The organism is Marinospirillum sp. (assembly GCF_044810985.1).
Taxonomy (GTDB): Bacteria; Pseudomonadota; Gammaproteobacteria; order Pseudomonadales; family Halomonadaceae; genus Marinospirillum.
Map to the genome: position 1 here is coordinate 2,623,569 of NZ_CP085242.1, position 21,618 is coordinate 2,645,186.

The following is a 21,618-nucleotide window of genomic DNA, read 5'->3' on the forward strand; positions in this document are numbered from 1 at the left end:
AAAGATGCGAGTTGGTATTCTAGGCGCAGGGCAACTGGGACAAATGCTGGCGCTGGCCGGTTATCCGCTGGGCCAGCGTTTTGTTTTTCTGGACACCAGTGGCAGCCCCAGTGCTGATATCGGCACAACCCTGATTGATCCCCAGAATCAACAGCTACCTGACTTCCTCTTGCGGGTGGATCAGGTGACCTATGAATTTGAGCACCTGCCTGTAGAGCTGGTCAGGGAAATTGAAAAGCATAAACCGGTTTACCCTTCCAGCCGTGCTTTGGAGGTTTGTCAGAATCGGGGATTGGAAAAAGACCTGTTTACCCGCTTGAATCTACCCACCCCTGAATACCGTCTAGTGAACTCTGCTGAAGAACTGGCTGCTGCGGTAAAAGAGCTGGGTGAAGCCAAGCAAAAGCCGGTTGTTGCCAAGTCGGTGACCGAAGGCTATGACGGCAAGGGGCAGGCCGTATTGCGCTCGGCTGAAGAAGCCCCCCAGGCCTGGGAAGCCATAGGCCACAAGCAACTACTGGTAGAAGCCTTTGTGGATTTTGTGCGCGAAGTGTCCATTATTGCCGTGCGTGGACAGGATGGTGAAGTGGTTTTCTACCCCATGGCTGAAAACCATCATGTTGATGGCATTCTGCGTTACTCTCTGGCTCCCATCCCTGATCTGCAGGATAAAACGCAGCAATTGGCCGAGACTTATATTCAGGCTCTGCTGCAGGAGCTGGATTACGTTGGCGTGCTGGCACTGGAGCTTTTCCAGAAAGCGGATGGTCAACTGGTGGTTAATGAAATGGCACCGCGTGTGCATAATTCCGGCCACTGGACGCAAAACGGTGCGGTCACCAGCCAGTTTGAAAACCACCTGCGGGCTGTTTCGGGCCTGCCGTTGGGGTCAACCCAGGCGCTTCATCCCACCTGTATGCTGAATATCATTGGTAAGGCCCCTGCATCGCAGGCTGTTCTGACTGAAGAAAAGGCCCACTTGCACCTCTATGGCAAGGAAGAACGTTCAGGCCGCAAGCTGGGTCATATCAATCTGGTTGCCGAGGATGCGACTACCCTGGTGAGCAAAGTTAAAGCACTGGCCAGACTATTGCCGGATGCGCCGGAACCCTGCTTCAGCTTTACCCAGTCATAGACAAGACCTATAAAACAGATTTACAGAAACCCTTAGCCAGCCAGGGTTACTTGGGTTAGGATAACAACTGAAATTCTTAAAGAAGCAAGGAGGTTGTTAATGACGACTAACCGTATTGGTCTGGATTCTGGTAAAGCAACCGAGCTTTCAGGAAAGCTCAATAATCTGTTGGCCAACTACCAGATTTTTTACATGAATGTGCGTGGCTACCACTGGAACATTCAAGGACCTGAATTTTTTGAATTGCACGTTAAATTTGAAGAACAGTACAATGATCTGCTGCTGAAAGTTGATGAACTGGCTGAGCGCATCCTGACTCTGGGTCATCGTCCCATGCACGCGTTCAGTGACTATATTGCCACCAGCAGCATCAAAGAAGACAAGCAGGTCAGTGACGGCAAAACCTGCGTTGAAGGTCTTCTGACCGGTTACAAGCTGATTATTCAGATGCAGCGCGATGTCATGGAGCTGGCCGGAGAAGCTGATGACGAAGGCACGGCTGCCCTGATGAGTGATTACATCTCCGAACAGGAAAAAACAGTCTGGATGCTGAGCGCCTATCTGGGCCGTTAGGCTTTCGGGACTGAACCTTGATCTCAGTTGAAAACCAACCGGGTGGCCCCAGGCCACTCGGTTTTTTTGAATAAAGTGACCCCATGTTGACTGCACTCCAGCAAGACCCTACTCCGGAACAACGCACCATCATCAGTGAAGAGCTGGGCCGTGAGCCGAAAGGCATGCAATATGTGACGGCTCTGGATAGCCAGGGGCGTCCTCTGGTGGTTCAGGTCGATGCCCTGGTGGATAACAAGCCTTTTCCCACCCTCTACTGGTTGTCCAGTCGTCTGCTGGTGAAAGAGTTGTCACACCTGGAGGCCGCGGGGGTCATCAAGAAGCTGGAAGCCAGATTGCTTGAGGATGAGCAGTTGCTGTCCGAGTATCGCAAAAGCCATGAAGACTATATCCGGCGTCGCTGGGATGCCATGTCTGTGGAGACGCGTCAGAAGGTTGCCGACCTGGGGTTTACTGAAGTGTTCAGCCGTCGTGGTGTGGGTGGTATTGAAAACTGGCAGCAGGTGCGTTGCCTGCACACTCAGTATGCGCATCACTTGAGCGGCTATAATGCGATCGGCCAGTGGCTGGATCAGGAGTATGGCATTAAGCAGTTGATCCCCTAAAAGCTGCTGTAGGTCAGCTTCATGGTTTGCTTGTCTTTCAGATACTGGGCAATAAAAGCCTGATCTTCCTTGCTGGCTCGGGTGATTTGCAGATCGATGCCGTAAAGGGTTCCGCAAGAGAGGAGCACTGAACTTAAAACCTTTCCGGAAAGATGCAAGGAGCGTTTGACACCCAAATGAATGGCGTGAATTTCCAGGGTGACTTCAACGCCCTTCTTGAGATTTTTTTCGCTTTGAAAGCGTACTTCCCGACTGCTCAGGTTTTGGGTATAAGCCCAGAATCCCCGCAGTGTCTTCTGACCGGGTGAGGGTAGCAACAGACGAGCCTTCCAGTAGGTGGGCACACCCTTGGGTTGATCTTCTGCAGGCTTTTTCATTTTTTTGCTCCGTACCGGCTTGTCACAGGGGTTGGGGGCTAAACATTGTAATTCATGATCCAGATTAAGGTTAGTCCTATTCTGTTCGCTAAAATATGCGTTAAACTTAAACAGTGGGCAACAAGCCCTAAAACAGTGGTGGAGAGACCTTATGTACCTGGATCAATACGTAGTTGCAAGTCTGGTGCTGGTGGCAGTGATGATTGTTGCCAGTGTTTGGAGCATCAAAAAGCTCAAAAATGTGATGGACAAGGATCAGGCCAATTCTGACAAGTAATCAGTATTGTTCTCTTCTACAAAGCCCGGCTGTTATACCGGGCTTTTTCATGTTCGGGCGTTGCGTCTGCCACTCAGGGAGACATAATCACCCAGCACCAGAAGGCAGGGAGTGAGCACCAGAGTCAAGAGGGTGGCAAAACCCAGGCCACCGGCAATGGCACTGGATAGCTGTCGCCACCAATGCGTTGAGGGCGCCCCCAGCCCCAGACTTGGTTCCAGCAGGTTGACGTTGACTCCCAGAACCATGGGCATCAACCCCAGAATGGTGGTCAGAGCTGTCAGCAATACCGGACGCATACGCAGGCAGCCGGTTTCCAGCGCTGCCTGATGGCTGTTAAGTCCTTGTTGGCGCAGGCGATTGTAGGTATCGATCAGGACGATGTTGTTGTTGACGACTATGCCCGCCAGAGCAATGATCCCCATACCGACCATAACCACCCCGAAAGCCTGACCGGCCAGTAATAGCCCCAGTAGGACACCGGCTGTGGAGAAAAGGATCGCAGAAAGCACCAGTGCGGTCTGGTAGAGGCTGTTGAACTGCATGACCAGAATAATCAGCATCAGAAAGATGGCGACAAAAAAGGCCATCATCAGAAAGTTCATGGTTTCCTGCATATCGGCATCTTCACCGGCAATTTTTACACTCACCCCTTCCGGTAATTCCTGCAGGTAGGGGCGCAGCTGGGACAGGCGCTCGTCCAATTGATAACCTTCTTCCAGGTCTGCACGCAGGGTCAGGGTGCGCTGTCCATCCACCCGGCGCAAATTACCGATCTTGGGAGCGGCTTCCAGGGTGACAAACTGGCTCAGCGGAACCTGCCCCTGGGGGGTGGCAATGGTTTGACGTTCCAGTTGATCCAGGGTACGGGCTCGCTGTGGAAGGCGCACACGGATATCCACTTCATCATTGGCATCCTGGGGTCGATAGGTCGCCAGCATCAGGCCATTGGTGACCAGCTGCACAGCATTGCCAACCGTGCTGACATCGGCCCCAAAACGGGCGGCCGCCTGACGATCCACCTTGAAACGCCATTCGGTGCCGGGCAGACTGCGGTCGTCCTGATAGTCGGTAAAACCACCCAGCTCCTGCATCCTGTTCAGCAGTTGCTCCAGGGCCTTTTCCGCCAGGGCCGGCTGTTGGGCGCTGACCTCCAGTACCACGGGTTTTCCGGCCCCCGGGCCTTGTTCCTGCTCACGGAACTCCAGAATAATACCCGGCAGATCAGCTGTTTTTTCACGCATTTCGGTCAGTATTTCCCGGGCCGGACGACGTTCATGCCAGTCTGTGAACTGGAACTGGATAATGCCAATAGTATCTTCGGGCGGCCCACCCCAGGGGCCGCCACCAGCCTGGCCAGCAAAAGAACGCGCATACAAGGCCTTGACTTCCGGCATGCCCAGCAGCCTTTGCTCAACCTGACGCACCACCTGGTCGCGTTCCTGAACAGAAAAGTCGCCACGGGCACGCACCTGAACCTGAGCCGACTCAGGCTCCACTGAAGGAAAAAAGTCCATACCGTGGTTGAATTTGGCATAGGCCAGATAAATCACAAAAATCACTGCCAGCATCCCCAGCAGGGTGAAGCCGGGTTTCAACAACAGCTTGTCGAGTAATATGCGGTAGCCTTTACCCAGCCTGCTTTGTGCTTTGTAGTCAACCAGGTCATCTTCACTTTCCTGATTGTTACTGGCGGCGTTTTTACGGCTGCCACCCGCGACACTGCCCAGGGAAGGCAGGAAAACCAGGGCCATGGCCAGAGAAGACAACAGGCAGAGAATGACGGTGATGGGTAGGAATTTCATGAACTCACCGACCATGCCCGGCCAGAAAAGCAGGGGGATAAAAACCGATAGAGTGGTGGCTGTAGAAGCAATAATCGGCCAGGCCATGCGCGAAGCTGCTTTGGCCCAGGCTTCAGAGGGTTCCAGCCCCTGATTAAGGTAGCGATCGGCCAGCTCGGTGACCACCAGGGCACCATCCACCAGCATGCCGGCGACCAGGATCAGGGAAAAAAGCACGATGATATTCAGGGTGTAGCCCAGCGACCAGATCAGCAAAATACCCATCAGAAAGGCGCCGGGAATGGTGACCCCAACCAACAATGCCGAACGCAACCCCATGGCGGCAATCACCAGAAGCAATACCAGAACCACAGCCGTCAACACGTTGTTCAGCAGATCATTCAGGGTGTTTTTGACCTCAATGGATTGATCCATGATGAAATCAACTTCAACTCCCTCGGGCAAATGCGGCAGAGCAGCATCCAGCAGTCCTTTGATTTTATCCACTGTTTCTATGATGTTGGCCCCGGCGCGCTTGGTCACTTCCAGCACCAGTGCCGGTTGCCCGTTGATTCGGGCAAACCCCGTGGGGTCTTTGAAAGTACGGTGGATACGGGCGATATCTTGAAAGGTCACCACGGTCGAGCCATCGACCTTGACCGGCATTTGCATCAGGTCGTCCAGCTCTTCAATGACCCCCGGCACCTTCATGGCCATGCGGCCCGAGCCAGTATCCAGACTGCCCGCTGCCACCAGGCGGTTATTGCGGGAAACCAGATTGAACAACTGAGCATAATCCAGCCCGTAGCTTTCCATGGCCTGGGGGCTGACCAGAATTTCCAGCAGGTCTTCACGGTCACCGCCGACATCCACCTCCAGAATTTCCGGGAGGCCTTCCAGCTCTTCCTGAATTTGTCGCCCGGTGGCCACCAGGGTGGCTTCATCCAGTGGCCCGGACAGCCCTATGGATAAAATCGGGAAGAGAGCTGTGTTGATTTCATGCACCCGCGGTTCATCCGCTTCAGAGGGCAACTGGCTCTGACCGGTGTCCACCTGTTCGCGGGTTTTTTGTAGAGCCAGATCCGGGTCAAATCCGGCATCGAATTCCAGCATGATGGAAGCGTGACCTTCAGAGGCAGTGGCCACCATCTTGCGTACACCTTCCAATGCCCTCAGTTCCTGCTCCATGGGACGCAGGAGCAAACGTTCGGCATCTTCCGGGCTGACCCCTTCCAGCGTCATGGAAATATAAACGTAGGGGATGGTGATGTCCGGGTTGGCTTCCTTGGGAATGGCGTTGTAGGCCGCCCAGCCACCCAGTAGCAGGAAAATCAGGGTCAGGAGCGTGGCACGGCTGCGGTGAATGGCAGTGCGGATCAGGGTGTACATCAGTTATCATCCTGAGAATCAAGCAATTGAACCCGGACTTGCTCACCCGGCTCCACAAAACCACCTCCCAGAGTGATCAACTGAATTCGGAGAGGGAGCCCCTGCACCCAAACCCCGGAAGCGGTGTTACTCAACAGTTCAACCGACTCCCATTCCACCTGCTGGTCATTGTTGACATGCTTGACCCCCAGCTGCCCGGAATCATCCAGGTTCAGCAAGGCTGCAGAAAGAAAATGAGCCTGAGTGGGTTCCAGATGAACCCGCAGGGTGGCACTGGAGCCAGCCAGACGTTTTTGTTCGGGGTTATCCAGACGTGCTTCCAGACGAAAACTGCGGGTGGCCGGGTCCGCCTGTTGGGCAATAAAACTGACTTCCCCCTTGAGTTGCTGACCATCCAGCATTTCCAGCGTCACCTCCTGCCCCAGCTTGACCTGGTGAATACGCTGTTGCGGAACCTGGGCTTCAGCTTTCAGGGTTTGTGTCTGAACCAGCCGGGCCAGGCTTTGTCCGGGTTGAACGGCCTCACCCACTTCCACCATCAGTTCTTCCAGATAACCCTGGAAAGGTGCCTGGGGGCGGGTATGGGCCAGATCCAGCTGGGCTGTTTTCAGTTCAGCTTGAATCTGCAGCAGGCTGCTTTTTAAACGCAGGTATTCGGTTCTGGCCAGGTGGTTGGCTTCCCGCAAACGCTTGGCTGCATCTACTTCCGCCTGGCGGGTTTCCACTTCGGCTTTAAGCCTGGCCAACTGCTCGGGACGGCTTTCCTCAGCCAGGGCCAACAATGTCTGGCCTTTTTCCACCTTTTCTCCTTCCCGGCTCAGGATTTGAGTCACCCGACCGGAGGTCTCTGCTGTAATCATGGCCGACTGATCCGCGTGCAGTTGCCCCTGCAAAACCAGTTGTGGAGCAAAAGGCTCAGCTTCCAGCCAGCGGGTCTCTACCTGAAAAAGGGAAGGTTCTTTCTTCTGGGCCGATTCAGGGGCTTCCTCACGGCTGGACAGGACATCACCGGTGGCCATCCAGATGATCAGTAAAAGCAGAAAAGTCAGAGCAAGTAATAGTGAAAGTGTTTTTTTCGCAGGCATGGTCAGTGATCCCTGACTTAAACAAAGGTAAAGTGAACTGGACTGATAGGTCTAATTGCTTAGTTTGCCCCAAAACCCAGCCTGGCAACAAGCGTTATTCAACAGCGGGCTTGATATCGGCCAATACTTGTTCCGAGGTTTGCTGAGCCAGCTGGATAAACTCCTGAATAAACGCCAGTTCCTGCTGGTTGCTGCGATAAGCTGCATAAAGCGTACCCCAGGTGCCTTCTGCCCCCATGCGCCGGGCAGCCACGTAATTTCTTTCCAGATACTCCGTCATCGCCCAACTGGGCAGCGCACAAACACCCCGGTGACTGGCAACCAACTGCATCATCAGAATCGTTAACTCAGCCGTGCGTATCCCCGCTGGCTCCACACCGGCCGGGTCGAGAAAGTGGCTGAAAATATCCAGAAGATTACGCTCCACAGGATAGGTAATCAGGGTTTCATTGGCCAGATCGCCCGGCTCCACAAACTCCTTCGCGGCAAAGGCATGGTCTTTGGGAATTGCCAGCAGACTTTCATAGCGGAACAAAGGACTGTAACTGACCCCTTCAATGGGCCGTGGGTCAGCGGTAATCACCAGATCCAGCTCCTGACGCTTCAAAGCAGGCAGGGGTGCAAAATGATGACCGCCGGGGATATCCACCTCCACCTCCGGCCATTTCAGGCGAAAAGCATCCAGAGTGGGCATCAACCACTGATAGCAGCTGTGACACTCAATCGCCAGATGCAAGCGACCGGCCTGCCCTTTAACCAAACGCTGCAAATCCCTTTGTGCGGCCTCCACCCTGGGCAGCAGGTCATCAGCCAACCTCAACAGCCGCTGACCGGCGGGTGTGAATTGCAGAGGCTTGCTCTTGCGGATAAACAACTCGGCATCCAGAAGATGCTCCAGCGACTTCAACTGATGCGACAAGGCCGACTGGGTCAGATGCAGACGCTCGGCTGCATCCACCAGACTGCCGCTTCCCCTGAGAGCCGCCAGGGTTTTCAGATGCCTTAATTCAATCATGATTTGGCCTATTGAAATAAATTCACTTTAAAGTGGAAAAACTTGAGTTTGATTCAATTATCCGCTTCCTGAAGAATACTGCAACCCATTCACTCTCGTGCCAAGGCTCAGCTTTAAGTGCTTGGAGTCTCGCAGATGGCTAGGGGTGCAAGGTGCTGCCAGCTCAGGCTGTCCACAACAGGAAGTTGTGGCCAGAGCTTACAGGGAGGTATTCACGCGTCCTGAGCGGCAGTGCCTTGTGCCCAACAGATCAAGTTTTAACCAGATAATTAGAGGAATTGACATGCAATTAACAACTCATACTCTGGGCTACCCCCGCATCGGTGCCCAGCGCGAACTGAAAAAAGCCGTCGAAGCCTACTGGGCTGGCGACCTCACCCAGGAACAACTGGAACAAGCTGGTCGTGAGCTGCGCGCCCACCATTGGCAGGAACAGCAACAAGCCGGTCTGGATTTTGTCAGCGTCGGTGATTTCGCCTTTTACGATCAGGTATTAAACCTCAGCCAGATCCTCGGCGTCATCCCGCCGCGTTTTAATACGCAGCCAGAAGAGGCCGACCTGGACACCTATTTTCGCATGGCCCGGGGTCGTGCCCCTTCGGGTGAACCGGCAGCGGCCTGTGAAATGACCAAGTGGTTTGATACCAACTATCATTACCTGGTGCCTGAATTTCAGCCAGAGCAACACTTTGCCCTTAATGCCCAGCGGTTGCTGCATGAAGTCAAGGAAGCTCAGGATCTGGGCTACGCCCCCAAGGTAACCCTGGTGGGACCACTGAGCTATTTGTGGCTGGGCAAGCCTCAGGGTGACTTTCAGGCACTTGATCTGCTGCCCACATTGCTGCCGGTTTATGCCCGCTTGTTGCAGCAACTGGCCGATCAGGGTGTGGAGTGGGTACAGCTGGATGAGCCGATTCTGGCGCTGGATTTACCTACCGAGTGGAAACAGGCTTTTGAAACCGCCTATAACCAGTTGCAGTCGGTTGCGGTGAAGAAACTGCTGGCGGTTTATTTCGGTGGCTTGCAGGATAACCTGGGTCTGACCGTGAATCTGCCAGTTGCCGGTCTGCATCTGGATCTGGTTCGCGCACCCCAGGAACTGGAGCAGGTGCTGGATCGTTTGCCTGCCTACAAGGTGCTGTCGGTCGGGGTGATTGATGGGCGTAATATCTGGCGCTCGGATCTGGCGGCGTTAAGAGACAAACTGACCGCTGCCCGGGAACGCCTGGGTGAGCGCTTGTGGTTGGCACCTTCCTGTTCACTGCTGCATGTGCCGCATGATCTGGAACAGGAAGATCAATGGGAAGGTGAACTCAAGTCGTGGCTGGCTTTTGCCCGCCAGAAGCTGGATGAAGTCACGCTGCTGGCGCGGGGGCTTCAGGGAACACTGGATCAGGCTTCGGAAAAAGCCTGGACTGAAAATCAGCAGGCGGTGTCCCGCCGTCAGGCTTCCACACTCATTCACCGCCCGGAAGTGGCCGAACGCCTGGCCGCCATAGATCCACCCATGTATCTGCGCACTTCGCCATATCCAAAACGGGCACTGGCTCAGAAGGAATGGCTGAAGTTGCCGCTTTTCCCGACCACCACCATTGGCTCTTTTCCCCAGACCCCGGAAATCCGCAAGGCACGCCGGGATCACAAACAAGGCGTCCTGGACAGTGAGCGTTATCAGCAATTGATGCAGCAGGAAATTGCTTACTGCGTGAAACAGCAGGAAAAGCTGGGCATTGATGTACCGGTTCATGGCGAGGCTGAACGCAATGACATGGTGGAATACTTCGGCGAACAACTGGATGGCTATGCCTTTACCCGTTTTGGCTGGGTGCAAAGCTATGGTTCGCGTTGTGTCAAACCTCCGGTGATCTACGGCGATGTTTCCCGCCCTCAGGCCATGACGGTGGAATGGAGCCGCTATGCCCAGTCCCTGACCGACAAGCCCATGAAAGGCATGTTGACTGGCCCTCTGACCTGCATGCAATGGGCCTTTGTTCGCGATGATCAATCACGCGAAACCACCTGCAAGCAGATTGCTCTGGCACTGCGCGATGAAGTTCGCGACCTGGAAGCCGCCGGTATTCGAGTGATTCAGATTGACGAACCGGCTTTCCGCGAAGGTCTGCCGTTAAGACAGGCTGACTGGACTGGCTATTTGCGCTGGGCGGTGGACAGTTTCCGGCTGACAGCAGCTGTAGCGGCTGATTCCACCCAAATTCACACCCATATGTGCTACTCGGAATTCAATGACATTATTGAAGCCATAGCTGAGCTGGATGCCGATGTCATCACCATCGAAACCTCACGTTCCAACATGGAGCTGTTGGATGCCTTTGAGGCCTTTGAATACCCCAATGAAATCGGGCCGGGTGTTTATGATATTCACAGCCCCAACATCCCCGAAGTCGAATGGATGGTGCAGCTGATGCAAAAGGCAGCGGAAAAAATTCCCGCCGAACGCCTCTGGGTCAACCCGGACTGCGGCCTGAAAACCCGCCGCTGGGAAGAAGTCACCCCCGCACTGGCGGCACTGGTTGAAGCCGCCAGGCGTTTGCGCAAGGCTTACTTGTAATCCTTCAACTTCTTCAGTCTGCAATATTCCTTTCTTGCGGGTGTAAGTGGCATTGGGTAGCATTGGGTATATATCAGGATTATCCCCACAGGAGTATCGATGCCAGCACCCGCCCCACAGACCATTGCCTCCGAAGTCAACGAAGAGATCGTTGCCTTGGGGTATGTGCCGGTGCGCGAACGCCAGGAATTCATGTTTCTTCGCAAGAAGCAGGAAATTGAAAGGAAAATTGCTGACCTGAAAAAAGTTGATCCAGGCGAAGCCTTTGCGATGGAAATGAAACTGAGTGCAATCTTGCTGGACAAAGAAGGCACTCTGCAAGGTTATAAAAGTGCCAAGCATCACTTTACTGACAGGGAGGAGCTTGCCACGCTGGAAAAAAACTTTGTTACTTCCTTAAACCATCAAGGCTTTCACCAGGAAGCGGTAGAACACCTGCTTGAACACTGTGGCATGTCAGCTCATACCCTTCTGGCTGTAGCTGATTGCTACACAAGTGAAGGCAAATACCAGCAGGCTTTGCATTTTCTAGAAGAATACCAGGGCGAGCACACCCCGGAGCTGGAAGCGAAAATTCAAAGTTATCGCAAAATTACTGCCTGCATGAATGAAAAGGGCGTGACCGACGAAGATTTGCAACAGCACTATGAGGTCTACTCAAAATTCATAGTTGAGGAAGGTCTTTTTTTCTACCCGGAAAGCATTGAAGTCAGCCATGATGAGCATGACTGCTGGATCAGCCACTATATGTACATCAGTACTGATCTTGACAAGGTGATGGACATCAATGACCGCTGGATAGATGCTTTAATTGATGCGGATATTGCTTTAAAGGCATCCCAGGCGATAACGACTCTGTTTGTTTGTGGTGATCAGGATGATTGAACCCAGGGACTTGTTGGCTTTTTCATCAGTGATGATGGGCGAAGATAAAACAGTCAACAACGAAGAAGCGATTCACCTGCGGGTCGCAGCCAGCAGTGCCTACTATTCGGCGTACCACACCGTCAAATCACGGAATCTTGATCTGGAAGACATTCCACCTGGCGCTAAAAAAGAAGGCGTTCATGCAACCTTGATCAACCGTTTAAGAGTCACGGCCAGGAGTAGACAGTTGGATGAAGCAGCAAGTCGTTTATTAAAAAGAATCAGTGAAGACTTGCAACAAGCCAAAGAGATTCGCAACCACGCAGACTACAAACTGAACAAACACTTCCCCAAAGGGTTGGCAATGCAGGCCATTCGCAAGGCAGAGCGCATAGCGGAAGCTGCCTCGGAGTTGTAACAGACTTTCCAGGCCTTGGGAGACAGGTCTATTTTGTAGGGACTCAGGATGAACGATTCTTCTATTTTTCTGACAACTCTGTTCTTATTAGCTGGCGCAGTGCTGCTCTTGGCTGCTGCGTTTGTTTCATACTCCAAGCGTAAAGAGATCAAGGAAGTAGGTGACTGGCAGGGTTGGTGGTCAGTTTTGAAGGAAAGCTTCTCTTGGCATCTTGATCCACACAAACCCCTTCACGAACATTGGCTCTTCTGGCTGGTGGTTCTGATACCTGTTCTATTGGGTATTGCCCTTGGTTTACCCATCTGGCAAGCATATAGCTTTAGCTTGTCGGAATCCGGCTATGAGACGTTTCTTAAAATAAGTAAATTACCATTCTACGTAATGGCTCCAGCCATACCGCTGGGCATGGTGGTGGCAGCTTTTCACAAAACCAAGCAAACTGCTGAGCAGATACGTCAAACTAAGTCTAATAATAGTTTCAGGAACTATATAGATCACAGGAAAATGTTTGTTGATTTATCAAAAGAAAGATTGTCACAATCCAGTGCAGATAAAGCATACGATTGGTATGATTTTATGTTTTCTGAATCAATGGGGGAAGGAATTCTTGAGATCTCATTGAAAAATAAATTCTTTAATTATTTCGAATTTGATGTAGCTCTTTTTTCGCTTGGTTTTAATTACAGGGACATTCTGGGCAGTGAATTGTCAGGTTTTTATGATTCGTTTGATCACCGCTTAAATGAAATTAAATGGGTTGTTTTTGAGGAGGGATTCATAAATTTTTTGAAGGTGCATAAGTCTCTCTTTGACAGTGTTGCTCATCAAGGAATGGCTGAAAAGCTTAACGAGTTTTTTGATTTTTATGGGATTGCATGTGCACTAAACATTTCTAACACGAATGCAAAAAATCCACCCTTTATAGGGCTTCGTTTCATTAATGTAAAAAAAGAAAATGGCTTCACAAGAGAAATGCTTGATGAGTTGCTCTTGGGTTCTGGATATGTATCAAAAGAAAATGTTAAAAACATAGAGGCAGATTTTAAATCGAAAGAAGGTATTAATAGCTTTCAGAATTCAGGGCTTTATCTTGTTAGCAAGCAGCTGTATGACAGGCTAAAAGGTATGCAAGATACAGATGTTTGAATCTTTCAATAATTAAGCCGGGTTCAGAGGTGGGGTGCGAATCTTAAATGTTGCTGAAACAAAGCCTTTTTTGATAAGCTTCTTCAACACATGTGATATAAAAGAAGTTATATGTTTTAAAGCTATCAGTTGCGGGGCTGGCGATGAAGTAGATGACGGGGTACCAAGCCAGGGGTTTTCGTCCACTGTGATTTGCTGGCTGATTTCATGTTGAATTTATCTGATTCCAAGTAGAGAAGTGTCGTGTTCGCACGCTTTAGGCGCTTCACATTTACCCAGTTTATTTCAAGTGGTTTCAGCTCAAAAAAGTCTTCGGTACAGATAAGTATCTTGAACCTGAATTCTTTGTTATATGCCTCTGCGATATAAAAGTTCAACGGGCCATCGGGGTCGCGGCATGAAATATGCCCAAAGACCATTCCAGTGATGTATAAGCCTTCAAATTGCTCGGTAAATTCTCTTAAAGGTAGATCTGCAATTATTTGCCTTGTTTTTTCTTTCAGCTTTTTCTGTTGCTCTCTCTCTTTGTCAGTTGTCTCCTTTTCCTGTCGTGCTTTTTTTTCCTGATCATGTCGAATTCGAGATGATTCCCGTTGATAATATTGAATAATAACTTCCATACGATGTTGACCAAACTGTTTGTCTTCCCAGCATGGGTGAATAATCCAGTCGGGCTCTATCTGATCAGCAAGGAAGCAGCCAAAATAAGTTGTATTCCTGACGAAATACACCTCTTGATTACAGTCAAAGCAGTGAGTGAGAAACAGGTTGCTAGTTTCACTTACATATGGGTCGTAGTGTGAGCAGTGATCCTCAAAGTTGACATGGCTACCATTTCTGCAATGACCAGAGACATAGGTACCATCTGATCGAATATAATCTGAGACGTAAGTTCCATTTCGATAGAATGAGGCCACAACAAGGCTCCCTGAGTGATGGCTGACAGTATCTGAGAACAGTTTACGTAAAATCCAGAAGAAAATAACCAATTAGCAGGTGCTAATGCTTGTATGAAACCAGGAGACCGACTTGCGGCCTCACTGAATAATGCTGGTTCAAGAATCAAAATGGATCTGAAACTTTTTAAGAAGAATCATCACTTATAATCCTTCCCCAGCTTTTGCTTGGCCAACCAGGGAATCATCCGCTCGAAAGCTTCTTCAATTTGTTCCATGGAGTTGGAGTAGCTGATGCGGATGTAGTTGGAGCAGTCTTCCCCGAAGGCATCACCGGGAATCACGCAAACCCCGGTTTCATCCAGCATTTTCAGAGCGAGTTTGCTGCCGTTGGTGCCTTTGGGCAGGGAGGGGAAGATGTAGAAGGCCCCTTCGGGGACATAGCCCTGCAGGTAAGGGGCTTCGTTGACCAGTTTCACTACCCGGTCGCGCCGTCGCCGGTACTCGGCCACCATGTCGTCGACACAGCTGCGATCGCCTCTGAGGGCGGCGACCCCGGCCCATTGTGCGGGGGTGTTGGCCACCGTGGTGGTGAACATGTGGTAACGACGCAGTTTGCGGATGGCCCCCTGACTGGAAATAATCCAGCCAATGCGCAGGCCTGCCATGCTGAAGGTTTTGGAAAAGCTGGAAATGGACATGACGTGATCCAGATCCGAGGTACAGCTGATCACGCTGGGAAAGTCCATGTGATCCAGAATCAGGTGGTCGTAAACCTCATCCGCAAAAACGTAAATCCCCCGGTAGGCCGCCTCTTCAACGATGGCTTCCACGGTTTCGCGTGGGTAAACCGTACCCGTGGGGTTGCTGGGGGAGTTCAATACAATGGCAAAAGTACGCATCCCCATGGCATCAATCACTTCCTGGGGGTCAATCTGGTGACCGTGTTCCGCACGGGTGGGGATCAACTTGACCTCGCCACCGTTCATGCGGATCAGGGGAGCGTAAAGCAAAAAGGTCGGGTCGGTGCAGATAAACTGGCGGCCAGGCGCTGCCGTGGCGGAAAGCGCCAGGTACATGGCCTCGGTCGCGCCGGTGGTGACCAGAAAGTTGTCTTCGGTGAGGCGATCGACACCATAGCGTTCGGAATAATAATCCCTGAGGGCGGTCAGCAATTCCGGCAGCCCCGAGTCCATGGTGTAACCGGTTTGCCCGGCACGCAGGGCATCAATGTGCGCTTCAATGATATGTTCGGGAGTGGGGAAGTCCGGCTGGCCGATGGAGAGGTGAATCACATCTTCCTTGTCGGCTGCCATGTTGATCATCCGGCGGATACCCGGCATGGGAATGGCATGCATGGAAGGCCCGAACATGGAAACCTCGGAGCGATCATACATTTCAGTATCCATATCGTTCATAGTTTGCAGCTCCCGGCTCAAAGATGGTCAGTAATTGCTGATGCCAGCAGATTTCAGGCTAGGCGGGTATTCAAGGCGGGTCAAGAGTTTCTTGATTGGTTATTGAAGCCACTTGACCCCGGCCTGAAAAAAGGTCTAGTTTGGACGAATCATCAGCGCAAAAGACCCGAGAAGGAGCCTGACCCATGACCAGCAGCACCCGCATTGAAGGCCTGACCGCCCTGGAGCTTTTAGAGCTTTATGCCACCCGCGAAGTTTCTCCTGTGGAAGCCACGGAAGCCTATCTTCGTCAGATTCATCGCCTGGATGATCAGGTCAATGCCTGGTGCTTTATGGATGAAGAAACCACACTCCAACAAGCTCGGCAAAGTGAAGAACGCTGGATGCGTGGTTTGGAACTGGGGCCGCTGGATGGTATTCCGGTGGCCATCAAGGATGTCTTTGTCACCGCGGGCTGGCCCAATCTGAAGGGGTCGAAAACCTCTGATCCCAAGCCTTATGAGGTGGATTCTCCGGTGGTGGCGAACCTGCGCCGAGCCGGTTTTGTCGGCCTGGGGCGTACCACCACGCCGGAGTTGGGTTGGAAGGGCGTCACCGACAGCCCCCTGTGTGGTGCCACCAACAACCCCTGGAACCCGGAAAAAACAGCCGGTGGCTCCAGTGGTGGAACGGGTGCGGCGGTTCCGCTGGGCATGGCTCCGCTGGGGCTGGGTACGGATGCCGGTGGCTCGATTCGTATTCCGGCCGGTTTCTGCGGTCTGGTGGGGCACAAGCCCACTCAGGGTCTGGTGCCCATGTGGCCTGCATCGCCTTTTGCTCCTCTGGCCCATCCCGGCCCCATGACCTGGACGGTGGCTGATACTGCGCTGATGATGGATATCATGGTCAACCCTGATGTGCGGGACACCACTCTGGCACCCTGTCAGGATAGCTTTATGGAGGCCATCGAAGGCGGTGTAAGAGGCATGCGGATTGCCTACAGCCCACGCTTTGGTCGTGTGGATGTTGACCCGGAAATTGCCGCCAGTGTGGCTCGGGCGGTGAAGGTTCTGGAGCTGCTGGGTGCCGAAGTGGAAGAAGTGGACCCCGGTTTTGAGGACCCTCTGGACAGCTTTAATGTGCTTTTTTATGGCGGTGCGGCCAATGCGGTGCGTGCCCTGGACAAGAAGCAGCGGGATTTGATGGACCCCAACCTGATCGAAGTGGTGAACTGGGCTGAAAAGCTGTCTCTGCTGGACTACACCGGAGCCATGAATGAGCGGGCCGCTTTAACCGAGCGCATGAACCTGTTCCACAAGAAATATGATCTGCTGCTGACGCCCAGTTTGCCGATTCCTGCCTTTACCACGGGTCTGGAAGTGCCGGAAGACTGGAAGGAAAAACGCTGGCCGACCTGGACGCCCTTCACCTATCCCTTCAACATGACCGGTCAGCCTGCCTGTTCAGTGCCCTGTGGGTTCACTGAAGCCGGATTGCCGATTGGTCTTCAACTGGTGGGGGCGCGTCATCAGGATGCTCTGGTGTTGAGAGCGGCCCATGCCTATCAGCAGGCCAACCCCTTGACTCATATTCGCCCGGAGCTGTTTTAATCCTTCCAGATGACCGAGCGGTTACGGCCTGCTGTTTTTGCTTGATACAGGGCCGTATCCGCTTGGTTCACCAGCTCTTCAGAAGTGGTGGGCTGGGTTGAAGTCAGGGTAATCCCGATACTGGCGGTGATGTTCAGGTTTCCCGCCTGACTGAAATAGGTCGCTTGGGCTACCGCTTCACGTAGGCGCTCGGCCACCTGGATGGCTGTCTGCTCATTGCTGTGAGGCACCAGCACCAGAAATTCCTCGCCTCCATAGCGACCCAGCAGGTCGCTTTCCCTGAGACAATTTTGCAGGGTTTTTACAAACCCCTTGAGCACCTCGTCTCCGGCATCATGGCCGTAAGTATCATTGATCTTTTTGAAGTGATCGATGTCCAGGAGCATGACCGCCAAGTGGTCACTTTGTTTGCTGTAGACTGGGAGCAGGTCTTTGAGTTGTTGCAAAATCCAGCGCCGGTTTCTGGCTCCGGTGAGTTCATCATGGTGAGCCAGATACTGAAGCTGATCCTGTGATGCCCGACGACGAGTGATTTCTTCACTCAGGCTGGCGGTGCGTTCATTGATGATGCTTTCGCGTTGGCTACGTTCTGTGTTCAAGCTTTTCAGCAAACGCCCCAACCCGAAAATTGCCAGGCTACCCGTAGCGGACAAAAGCAGGAAAGCCAAAAGGTGGGTCAACAGGCTTTCCCGATGCAGGCTTGTAGTCAGACGTTCCACATAGCTGGCCGGAAAGGAGACACTCAAACCACCGCGCAGATCGCCGACCTCATAACCCATCTTGGCATGGCAGCTCATACAGCCTTCTTCCATATAAAGCGGGGCCATATAACGAAAGCGGTCACCCACGATTTCCACCTGCTCCTGACTATCGTCCTGCCCAAGTGTTTGCAAAGCTTCTGATTCCCAGGCATCCGGTTTATTGTCGGGGTTCATCAGGCGTTCGCTGGTCAGATTGATTTCCAGGTCACTGCCTTGCATGATTTCGCCTAACTGACGGGTCATGTAGGCCGGGTTGAGTTTGGTTAAATCAACTCCTTTAGGGGAGGTAATCGTTTTTTCAGGAGTTTCCAGGTAGGGGTTTTCCGGTGTGCGCTCGGTTAAGGGAGCATAGACGCCACCATGTTCAGTGTTCCAGTGGCGCATGGCCTGAACTAGATTAAATGCCACTTCGCCACGTTGGCGCGCCATTTCATAACCTGCTGATTCAATAAGCTGATGACTATTCAGATGAATCAGACCAACCACCGCAGCCCAGAAGGGGAGCGGAATCAATAGAGCCCAGGGAGACAAAAGGGTTTTGATCAATAACTGACGCAAAAAGCCAACCTCTTCCAGATGCTTTTCTGATACAGAGTTTACCTGATTATAAATGAATTTTGTTTATATCTTATAGTTGATTGAGAAGCGTGGCCGCTCGCAGCAAGGTTTCTTCCCCCTTGGCAAAACAAAAACGCACCCAATGCAGCTTCTCGGGGGGGTGTTGATAAAAGACTGACAAAGGAATGGCTGCCACACCCACCTCCCGGATCAACCACTGCACAAACTCAGTGTCCACTTGGTTGCTGAGAGCGGCAAAATCCATCAACTGAAAATAGGTTCCCGCACTGGGGGTGAAGATGAAGCTGCTGCCATGCAGAAGGTCATTAAACAGGTCGCGCTTGTGTTGATAAAAAGCGGGCAGTTGTTGGTCAGCTTCCGGGTGGGCGTGCAGGTAATCAGCCAGAGCCAGTTGCAAAGGGGTGGCGGTGCTGAAGGTCAGGTACTGGTGTACCTTGCGGAATTCTGCACTTAGGCTGGCTGGGGCAATACAGTAACCCACTTTCCAGCCGGTGATGTGATAAGTCTTGCCAAAGGAGGAAACAATAAAGCTGCGTGCGGCCAGATCGGGGTAGCGATTGAAACTCAGGTGTTCCTGACCATCAAACACCATGTGTTCGTAGACTTCATCGGCCAGCAATAAAAGCGAGGTTCCCTTGACCAGCTCCTGTAAAGCAATGATGTCTTCAGGCTGAAGAACCTGGCCGGTGGGGTTGTGGGGGGAATTGAAGATCAGCATCCGGGTGTGGGGAGTGATGGCGGCGGCCACGGCATCCCAGTTGATGCGAAAATCCGGTGGCAGCAGAGGGATGTGAATAGCTTTGCCACCATTGAGATTGATGGCCGGTTCATAGCTGTCATAAGCCGGATCAAAAACAATCACCTCATCACCGGGTCGCACCACGGCGGTAATGGCGGCAAAAAGAGCTTCGGTGGCCCCTGAGGTAACCGTGATTTCCGTATCGGAGTTCACCCTGCGGTCATAACAGCGTTGCAGTTTTTCTGCCAGAGCATTGCGTAAAACCGGTGCTCCGGTCATGGGTGCATACTGATTCGCCCCTTCACGGATATAAAAGTCCACCCGTGACAGGAGTTCGTCCGGGCCGTCAAAATCAGGAAAACCCTGGGAGAGGTTGATGGCCTGATGCTCCTGAGCCAACTGACTCATGGTGGAAAAAATAGTGGTTCCCACCTGGGGCAGTTTGGAGTTCAGGGTAGGTGTGGAAAAAGGCATACAGGGCTCCGCAGGAAGGCTGACAAGCTGTTCAGTGTACTGGAAAAAGGTTATCGCCAGCCAGTCCGACCAGGCCCGTTTGAGCCTGGTTTGCAAAGTTACCGGTCGAGGTAATCGCTGGCAGAACCCTCTTCAGTGAATTTGATTTCCAGCTCACGAATTTTCAGGGAAGCTGGCGAATACTTGGCTTCAAAGTGATTGCCCAGAGTATCCACTCCCTCGGCTTCATAGCAGCCGTCATCCACCTTGATGCGATCCACCTGCCAGCCTTTGTCCTGCAGTTGCTGCTGCAACTCGCTTTTGGGTCGCCAGCTATCCACGGGGTCATAGCAGTCATCGTCACTGGCATACAAAGGGCCTGCAAGAGCCAGTGCCAAAGTAAGCCAGGGCAGAGTTTTAAAAAAAATCATGGTATCTCTCCTTTCATAATGGGTGTTGCTTGATCAGTGTTTATGCAGTGTATTCCTGCAAGCTGACGATGAGCTGAATGAGTCGATCATTCAGCGAAAACGAAAGTGCTCTTTGTGAAAGCGCAGGGAGAGTTTCCTGTTGCTCAGCTCTTTCTGCAGTGTCTGGCCCAGTTGTTCGGGGCCACAATACCAGACGTCCACCTTTTTCTGCTGGAACTCCAGGCAGTCGGCGCTGAGTCTTTCGCCCTTGTGGCTGTCATGTAGCTGCAAAGTGAAACCCTCCTGTCCGGCGGCCAGTTTGTTCAGTCTGGCCACCAGAGGGTCCCGGTCGGCATTGCGGGTGGCATAGTGCAAAACCACCGGTGGTGATCCCAGGGGTTTTCTTGCGCTCAAGCAAGCCAGAAAGGGGGTGATGCCCACACCCGCCGCGACCCAGACTTGCTGGCGTCTGGCCCTGGCTTTCAAGGGTAAAAAACGTCCGTAAGGGCCTTCCAGTTGAATTTTCTGGCCTGGTTGCAGGTGATGAAGAAGCTGACGAGTGTAATCCCCCAGAGCTTTGATGCAGAAGCTGAATCGCTTGGAACAGCCTGACTCAGGGACAAGGGTAAAAGGGTGGGCACCCTCCAGGCGATCAAAGGTCACCCGCGCGAAATGGCCCGGCTGGTAGCGGCGCAGGGGCTTGTCCAGGGTGCAGGTGACTTCCAGCATCTGGTTGTTCAGTGGGGTGACCTGATCCAGGGTTGCAATGACTTTTTTGCTCTTTCCAATCCGGCCGGTCAGGGACTGCAAAGCAGCCAGACAGCCCAGTAGGAGTAAGCTTCCCTGCAACCAGCCCATCGGCTGTTGCCACCAGGAGGAGGGAGCCAGCAATACACTGTGCCAGGCCAGAAGCAGATAAATAACCGGAAAACCCAGGTGCAGGTAGCGCCAGTAGCGGTAAGGGAAATACCGAAAAAGGCTGAGAAGAACCAGAAAAACCAGCAGATAAAACCCGACTTCTCCCAGATCTTCCGCTGCTTCCTGTAAGTTATCCAACCAACCGTGAAAATCCGGCGAGTCCAGGCTGGAACGGCCCAGCCAGCGTTCAAGAGAGTCGTCCCACTCTTCCATCAGCCAGTGAGAAACCGCAGCAATAAGCGCAGTCACACCCAGCCAGCGGTGAAGTTGGTAGAGGCGATCCAGCCCGCCCAGCCAAGGCTCCAGCCAGCCTGGCCGACTGGCCAGGAACAGAGCAAGGGACATGCTGTTGATGGCCAGGTAGCCACTGAAAAAGAACAGTGAATCAAAGCTCAGCAATGCCTGCCCGGAAAGCTCAGGGCTCCAGCTCCAGAGCAGATACTGAAGACCGAGAAAACCGGCTAATAGAAAAGGTAAAGGTGATAAATACATGGGCAGTGCCTCCTTGAAGGTAACACCACTCATTGTTGCAAAGGTTCCTGACGCCAGGCTTAAGCCCTTCCCCAAAGCTTGTTCAGTTCAACGTCAGCTTTCCGGGTTAAGATGCTGACTACT

Annotated in this window: 19 protein-coding genes; 9 read left to right on the plus strand and 10 right to left on the minus strand. The window is 52.5% G+C overall.

What is annotated here, in order from left to right; genetic code table 11:
• The first annotated feature begins 4 nt into the window (after positions 1–4).
• The 3 genes from LG323_RS12360 (at position 5) to LG323_RS12370 (ending at position 2,313) form a co-directional block, all read left to right on the plus strand.
• Positions 5–1,135, plus strand: coding sequence for a 5-(carboxyamino)imidazole ribonucleotide synthase (locus tag LG323_RS12360; RefSeq protein WP_404416651.1), 1,131 nt, complete (start codon positions 5–7; stop codon positions 1,133–1,135).
• A gap of 99 nt (positions 1,136–1,234) precedes the next feature.
• On the plus strand, positions 1,235–1,708 hold the full coding sequence (locus LG323_RS12365) for a Dps family protein (protein WP_404416654.1): 474 nt from the start codon (positions 1,235–1,237) through the stop codon (positions 1,706–1,708).
• A gap of 83 nt (positions 1,709–1,791) precedes the next feature.
• Positions 1,792–2,313: a DUF501 domain-containing protein gene (locus tag LG323_RS12370; RefSeq protein ID WP_404416655.1), complete on the plus strand. Its 522-nt coding sequence runs from the start codon at positions 1,792–1,794 to the stop codon at positions 2,311–2,313.
• On the opposite strand, the gene LG323_RS12375 is transcribed toward LG323_RS12370, so the two are convergent.
• Complete coding sequence (locus LG323_RS12375; RefSeq protein WP_404416658.1) at positions 2,310–2,690, minus strand: hypothetical protein; 381 nt, start codon at positions 2,688–2,690, stop codon at positions 2,310–2,312. The genes LG323_RS12370 and LG323_RS12375 overlap by 4 nt on opposite strands.
• A gap of 151 nt (positions 2,691–2,841) precedes the next feature.
• Between LG323_RS12375 and LG323_RS12380 the strand changes: the two genes are divergently transcribed.
• Positions 2,842–2,967: a hypothetical protein gene (locus LG323_RS12380; RefSeq protein WP_310696524.1), complete on the plus strand. Its 126-nt coding sequence runs from the start codon at positions 2,842–2,844 to the stop codon at positions 2,965–2,967.
• Positions 2,968–3,014: 47 nt separating this feature from the next.
• Here LG323_RS12380 and LG323_RS12385 read toward each other — a convergent pair whose 3' ends face one another.
• The 3 genes from LG323_RS12385 to LG323_RS12395 form a co-directional block, all read right to left on the minus strand.
• Entirely contained in the window at positions 3,015–6,140 is a 3,126-nt protein-coding gene (locus LG323_RS12385; RefSeq protein ID WP_404416661.1) for an efflux RND transporter permease subunit, read from the minus strand.
• Positions 6,140–7,225 carry an efflux RND transporter periplasmic adaptor subunit gene (locus LG323_RS12390; protein ID WP_404416662.1) on the minus strand — a complete coding sequence of 362 codons (1,086 nt, stop codon included), beginning with the start codon at positions 7,223–7,225 and terminating at the stop codon, positions 6,140–6,142. The genes LG323_RS12385 and LG323_RS12390 overlap by 1 nt, the downstream gene beginning before the upstream one ends.
• A gap of 94 nt (positions 7,226–7,319) precedes the next feature.
• Complete coding sequence (locus LG323_RS12395; protein WP_404416664.1) at positions 7,320–8,240, minus strand: LysR family transcriptional regulator; 921 nt, start codon at positions 8,238–8,240, stop codon at positions 7,320–7,322.
• A 283-nt stretch (positions 8,241–8,523) separates the two neighbouring features.
• On the opposite strand from LG323_RS12395, the gene metE reads away from it, so the two are divergent.
• From metE to LG323_RS12415, 4 genes are all read left to right on the plus strand, one after another.
• Positions 8,524–10,809, plus strand: coding sequence for a 5-methyltetrahydropteroyltriglutamate--homocysteine S-methyltransferase (metE, locus tag LG323_RS12400; protein WP_404416668.1), 2,286 nt, complete (start codon positions 8,524–8,526; stop codon positions 10,807–10,809).
• 99 nt (positions 10,810–10,908) lie between these two features.
• The gene (locus LG323_RS12405) at positions 10,909–11,694 is read left to right on the plus strand and encodes a tetratricopeptide repeat protein (protein WP_404416671.1); all 786 of its coding nucleotides are present in this window, start codon (positions 10,909–10,911) and stop codon (positions 11,692–11,694) included.
• Entirely contained in the window at positions 11,687–12,094 is a 408-nt protein-coding gene (locus LG323_RS12410) for a hypothetical protein (protein WP_404416674.1), read from the plus strand. The genes LG323_RS12405 and LG323_RS12410 overlap by 8 nt, the downstream gene beginning before the upstream one ends.
• 48 nt (positions 12,095–12,142) lie before the next feature.
• Complete coding sequence (locus tag LG323_RS12415) at positions 12,143–13,240, plus strand: hypothetical protein (RefSeq protein WP_404416676.1); 1,098 nt, start codon at positions 12,143–12,145, stop codon at positions 13,238–13,240.
• Between the two features lie 125 nt (positions 13,241–13,365).
• Here the strand turns inward: LG323_RS12415 and LG323_RS12420 are convergent, their stop codons facing one another.
• The gene (locus tag LG323_RS12420) at positions 13,366–14,157 is read right to left on the minus strand and encodes a hypothetical protein (RefSeq protein ID WP_404416678.1); all 792 of its coding nucleotides are present in this window, start codon (positions 14,155–14,157) and stop codon (positions 13,366–13,368) included.
• A gap of 179 nt (positions 14,158–14,336) precedes the next feature.
• Positions 14,337–15,554 (minus strand): pyridoxal phosphate-dependent aminotransferase, encoded by a 1,218-nt coding sequence (locus tag LG323_RS12425; protein ID WP_310696533.1) that lies wholly within the window; start codon positions 15,552–15,554, stop codon positions 14,337–14,339.
• Positions 15,555–15,739: 185 nt separating this feature from the next.
• On the opposite strand from LG323_RS12425, the gene LG323_RS12430 reads away from it, so the two are divergent.
• Positions 15,740–17,143 (plus strand): amidase, encoded by a 1,404-nt coding sequence (locus LG323_RS12430; protein ID WP_404416681.1) that lies wholly within the window; start codon positions 15,740–15,742, stop codon positions 17,141–17,143.
• Here LG323_RS12430 and LG323_RS12435 read toward each other — a convergent pair.
• The 4 genes from LG323_RS12435 to LG323_RS12450 form a co-directional block, all read right to left on the minus strand.
• Positions 17,140–18,462 carry a diguanylate cyclase gene (locus tag LG323_RS12435; RefSeq protein ID WP_404416684.1) on the minus strand — a complete coding sequence of 441 codons (1,323 nt, stop codon included), beginning with the start codon at positions 18,460–18,462 and terminating at the stop codon, positions 17,140–17,142. The two genes, LG323_RS12430 and LG323_RS12435, sit on opposite strands and share 4 nt — an antisense overlap.
• A gap of 70 nt (positions 18,463–18,532) precedes the next feature.
• The gene (locus LG323_RS12440) at positions 18,533–19,696 is read right to left on the minus strand and encodes a pyridoxal phosphate-dependent aminotransferase (RefSeq protein WP_404416687.1); all 1,164 of its coding nucleotides are present in this window, start codon (positions 19,694–19,696) and stop codon (positions 18,533–18,535) included.
• 98 nt (positions 19,697–19,794) lie between these two features.
• The gene (locus LG323_RS12445; RefSeq protein ID WP_404416690.1) at positions 19,795–20,106 is read right to left on the minus strand and encodes a PepSY domain-containing protein; all 312 of its coding nucleotides are present in this window, start codon (positions 20,104–20,106) and stop codon (positions 19,795–19,797) included.
• Between the two features lie 90 nt (positions 20,107–20,196).
• Positions 20,197–21,528, minus strand: coding sequence for a ferric reductase-like transmembrane domain-containing protein (locus LG323_RS12450; RefSeq protein WP_404416692.1), 1,332 nt, complete (start codon positions 21,526–21,528; stop codon positions 20,197–20,199).
• Between the last annotated feature and the right edge of the window lie 90 nt (positions 21,529–21,618).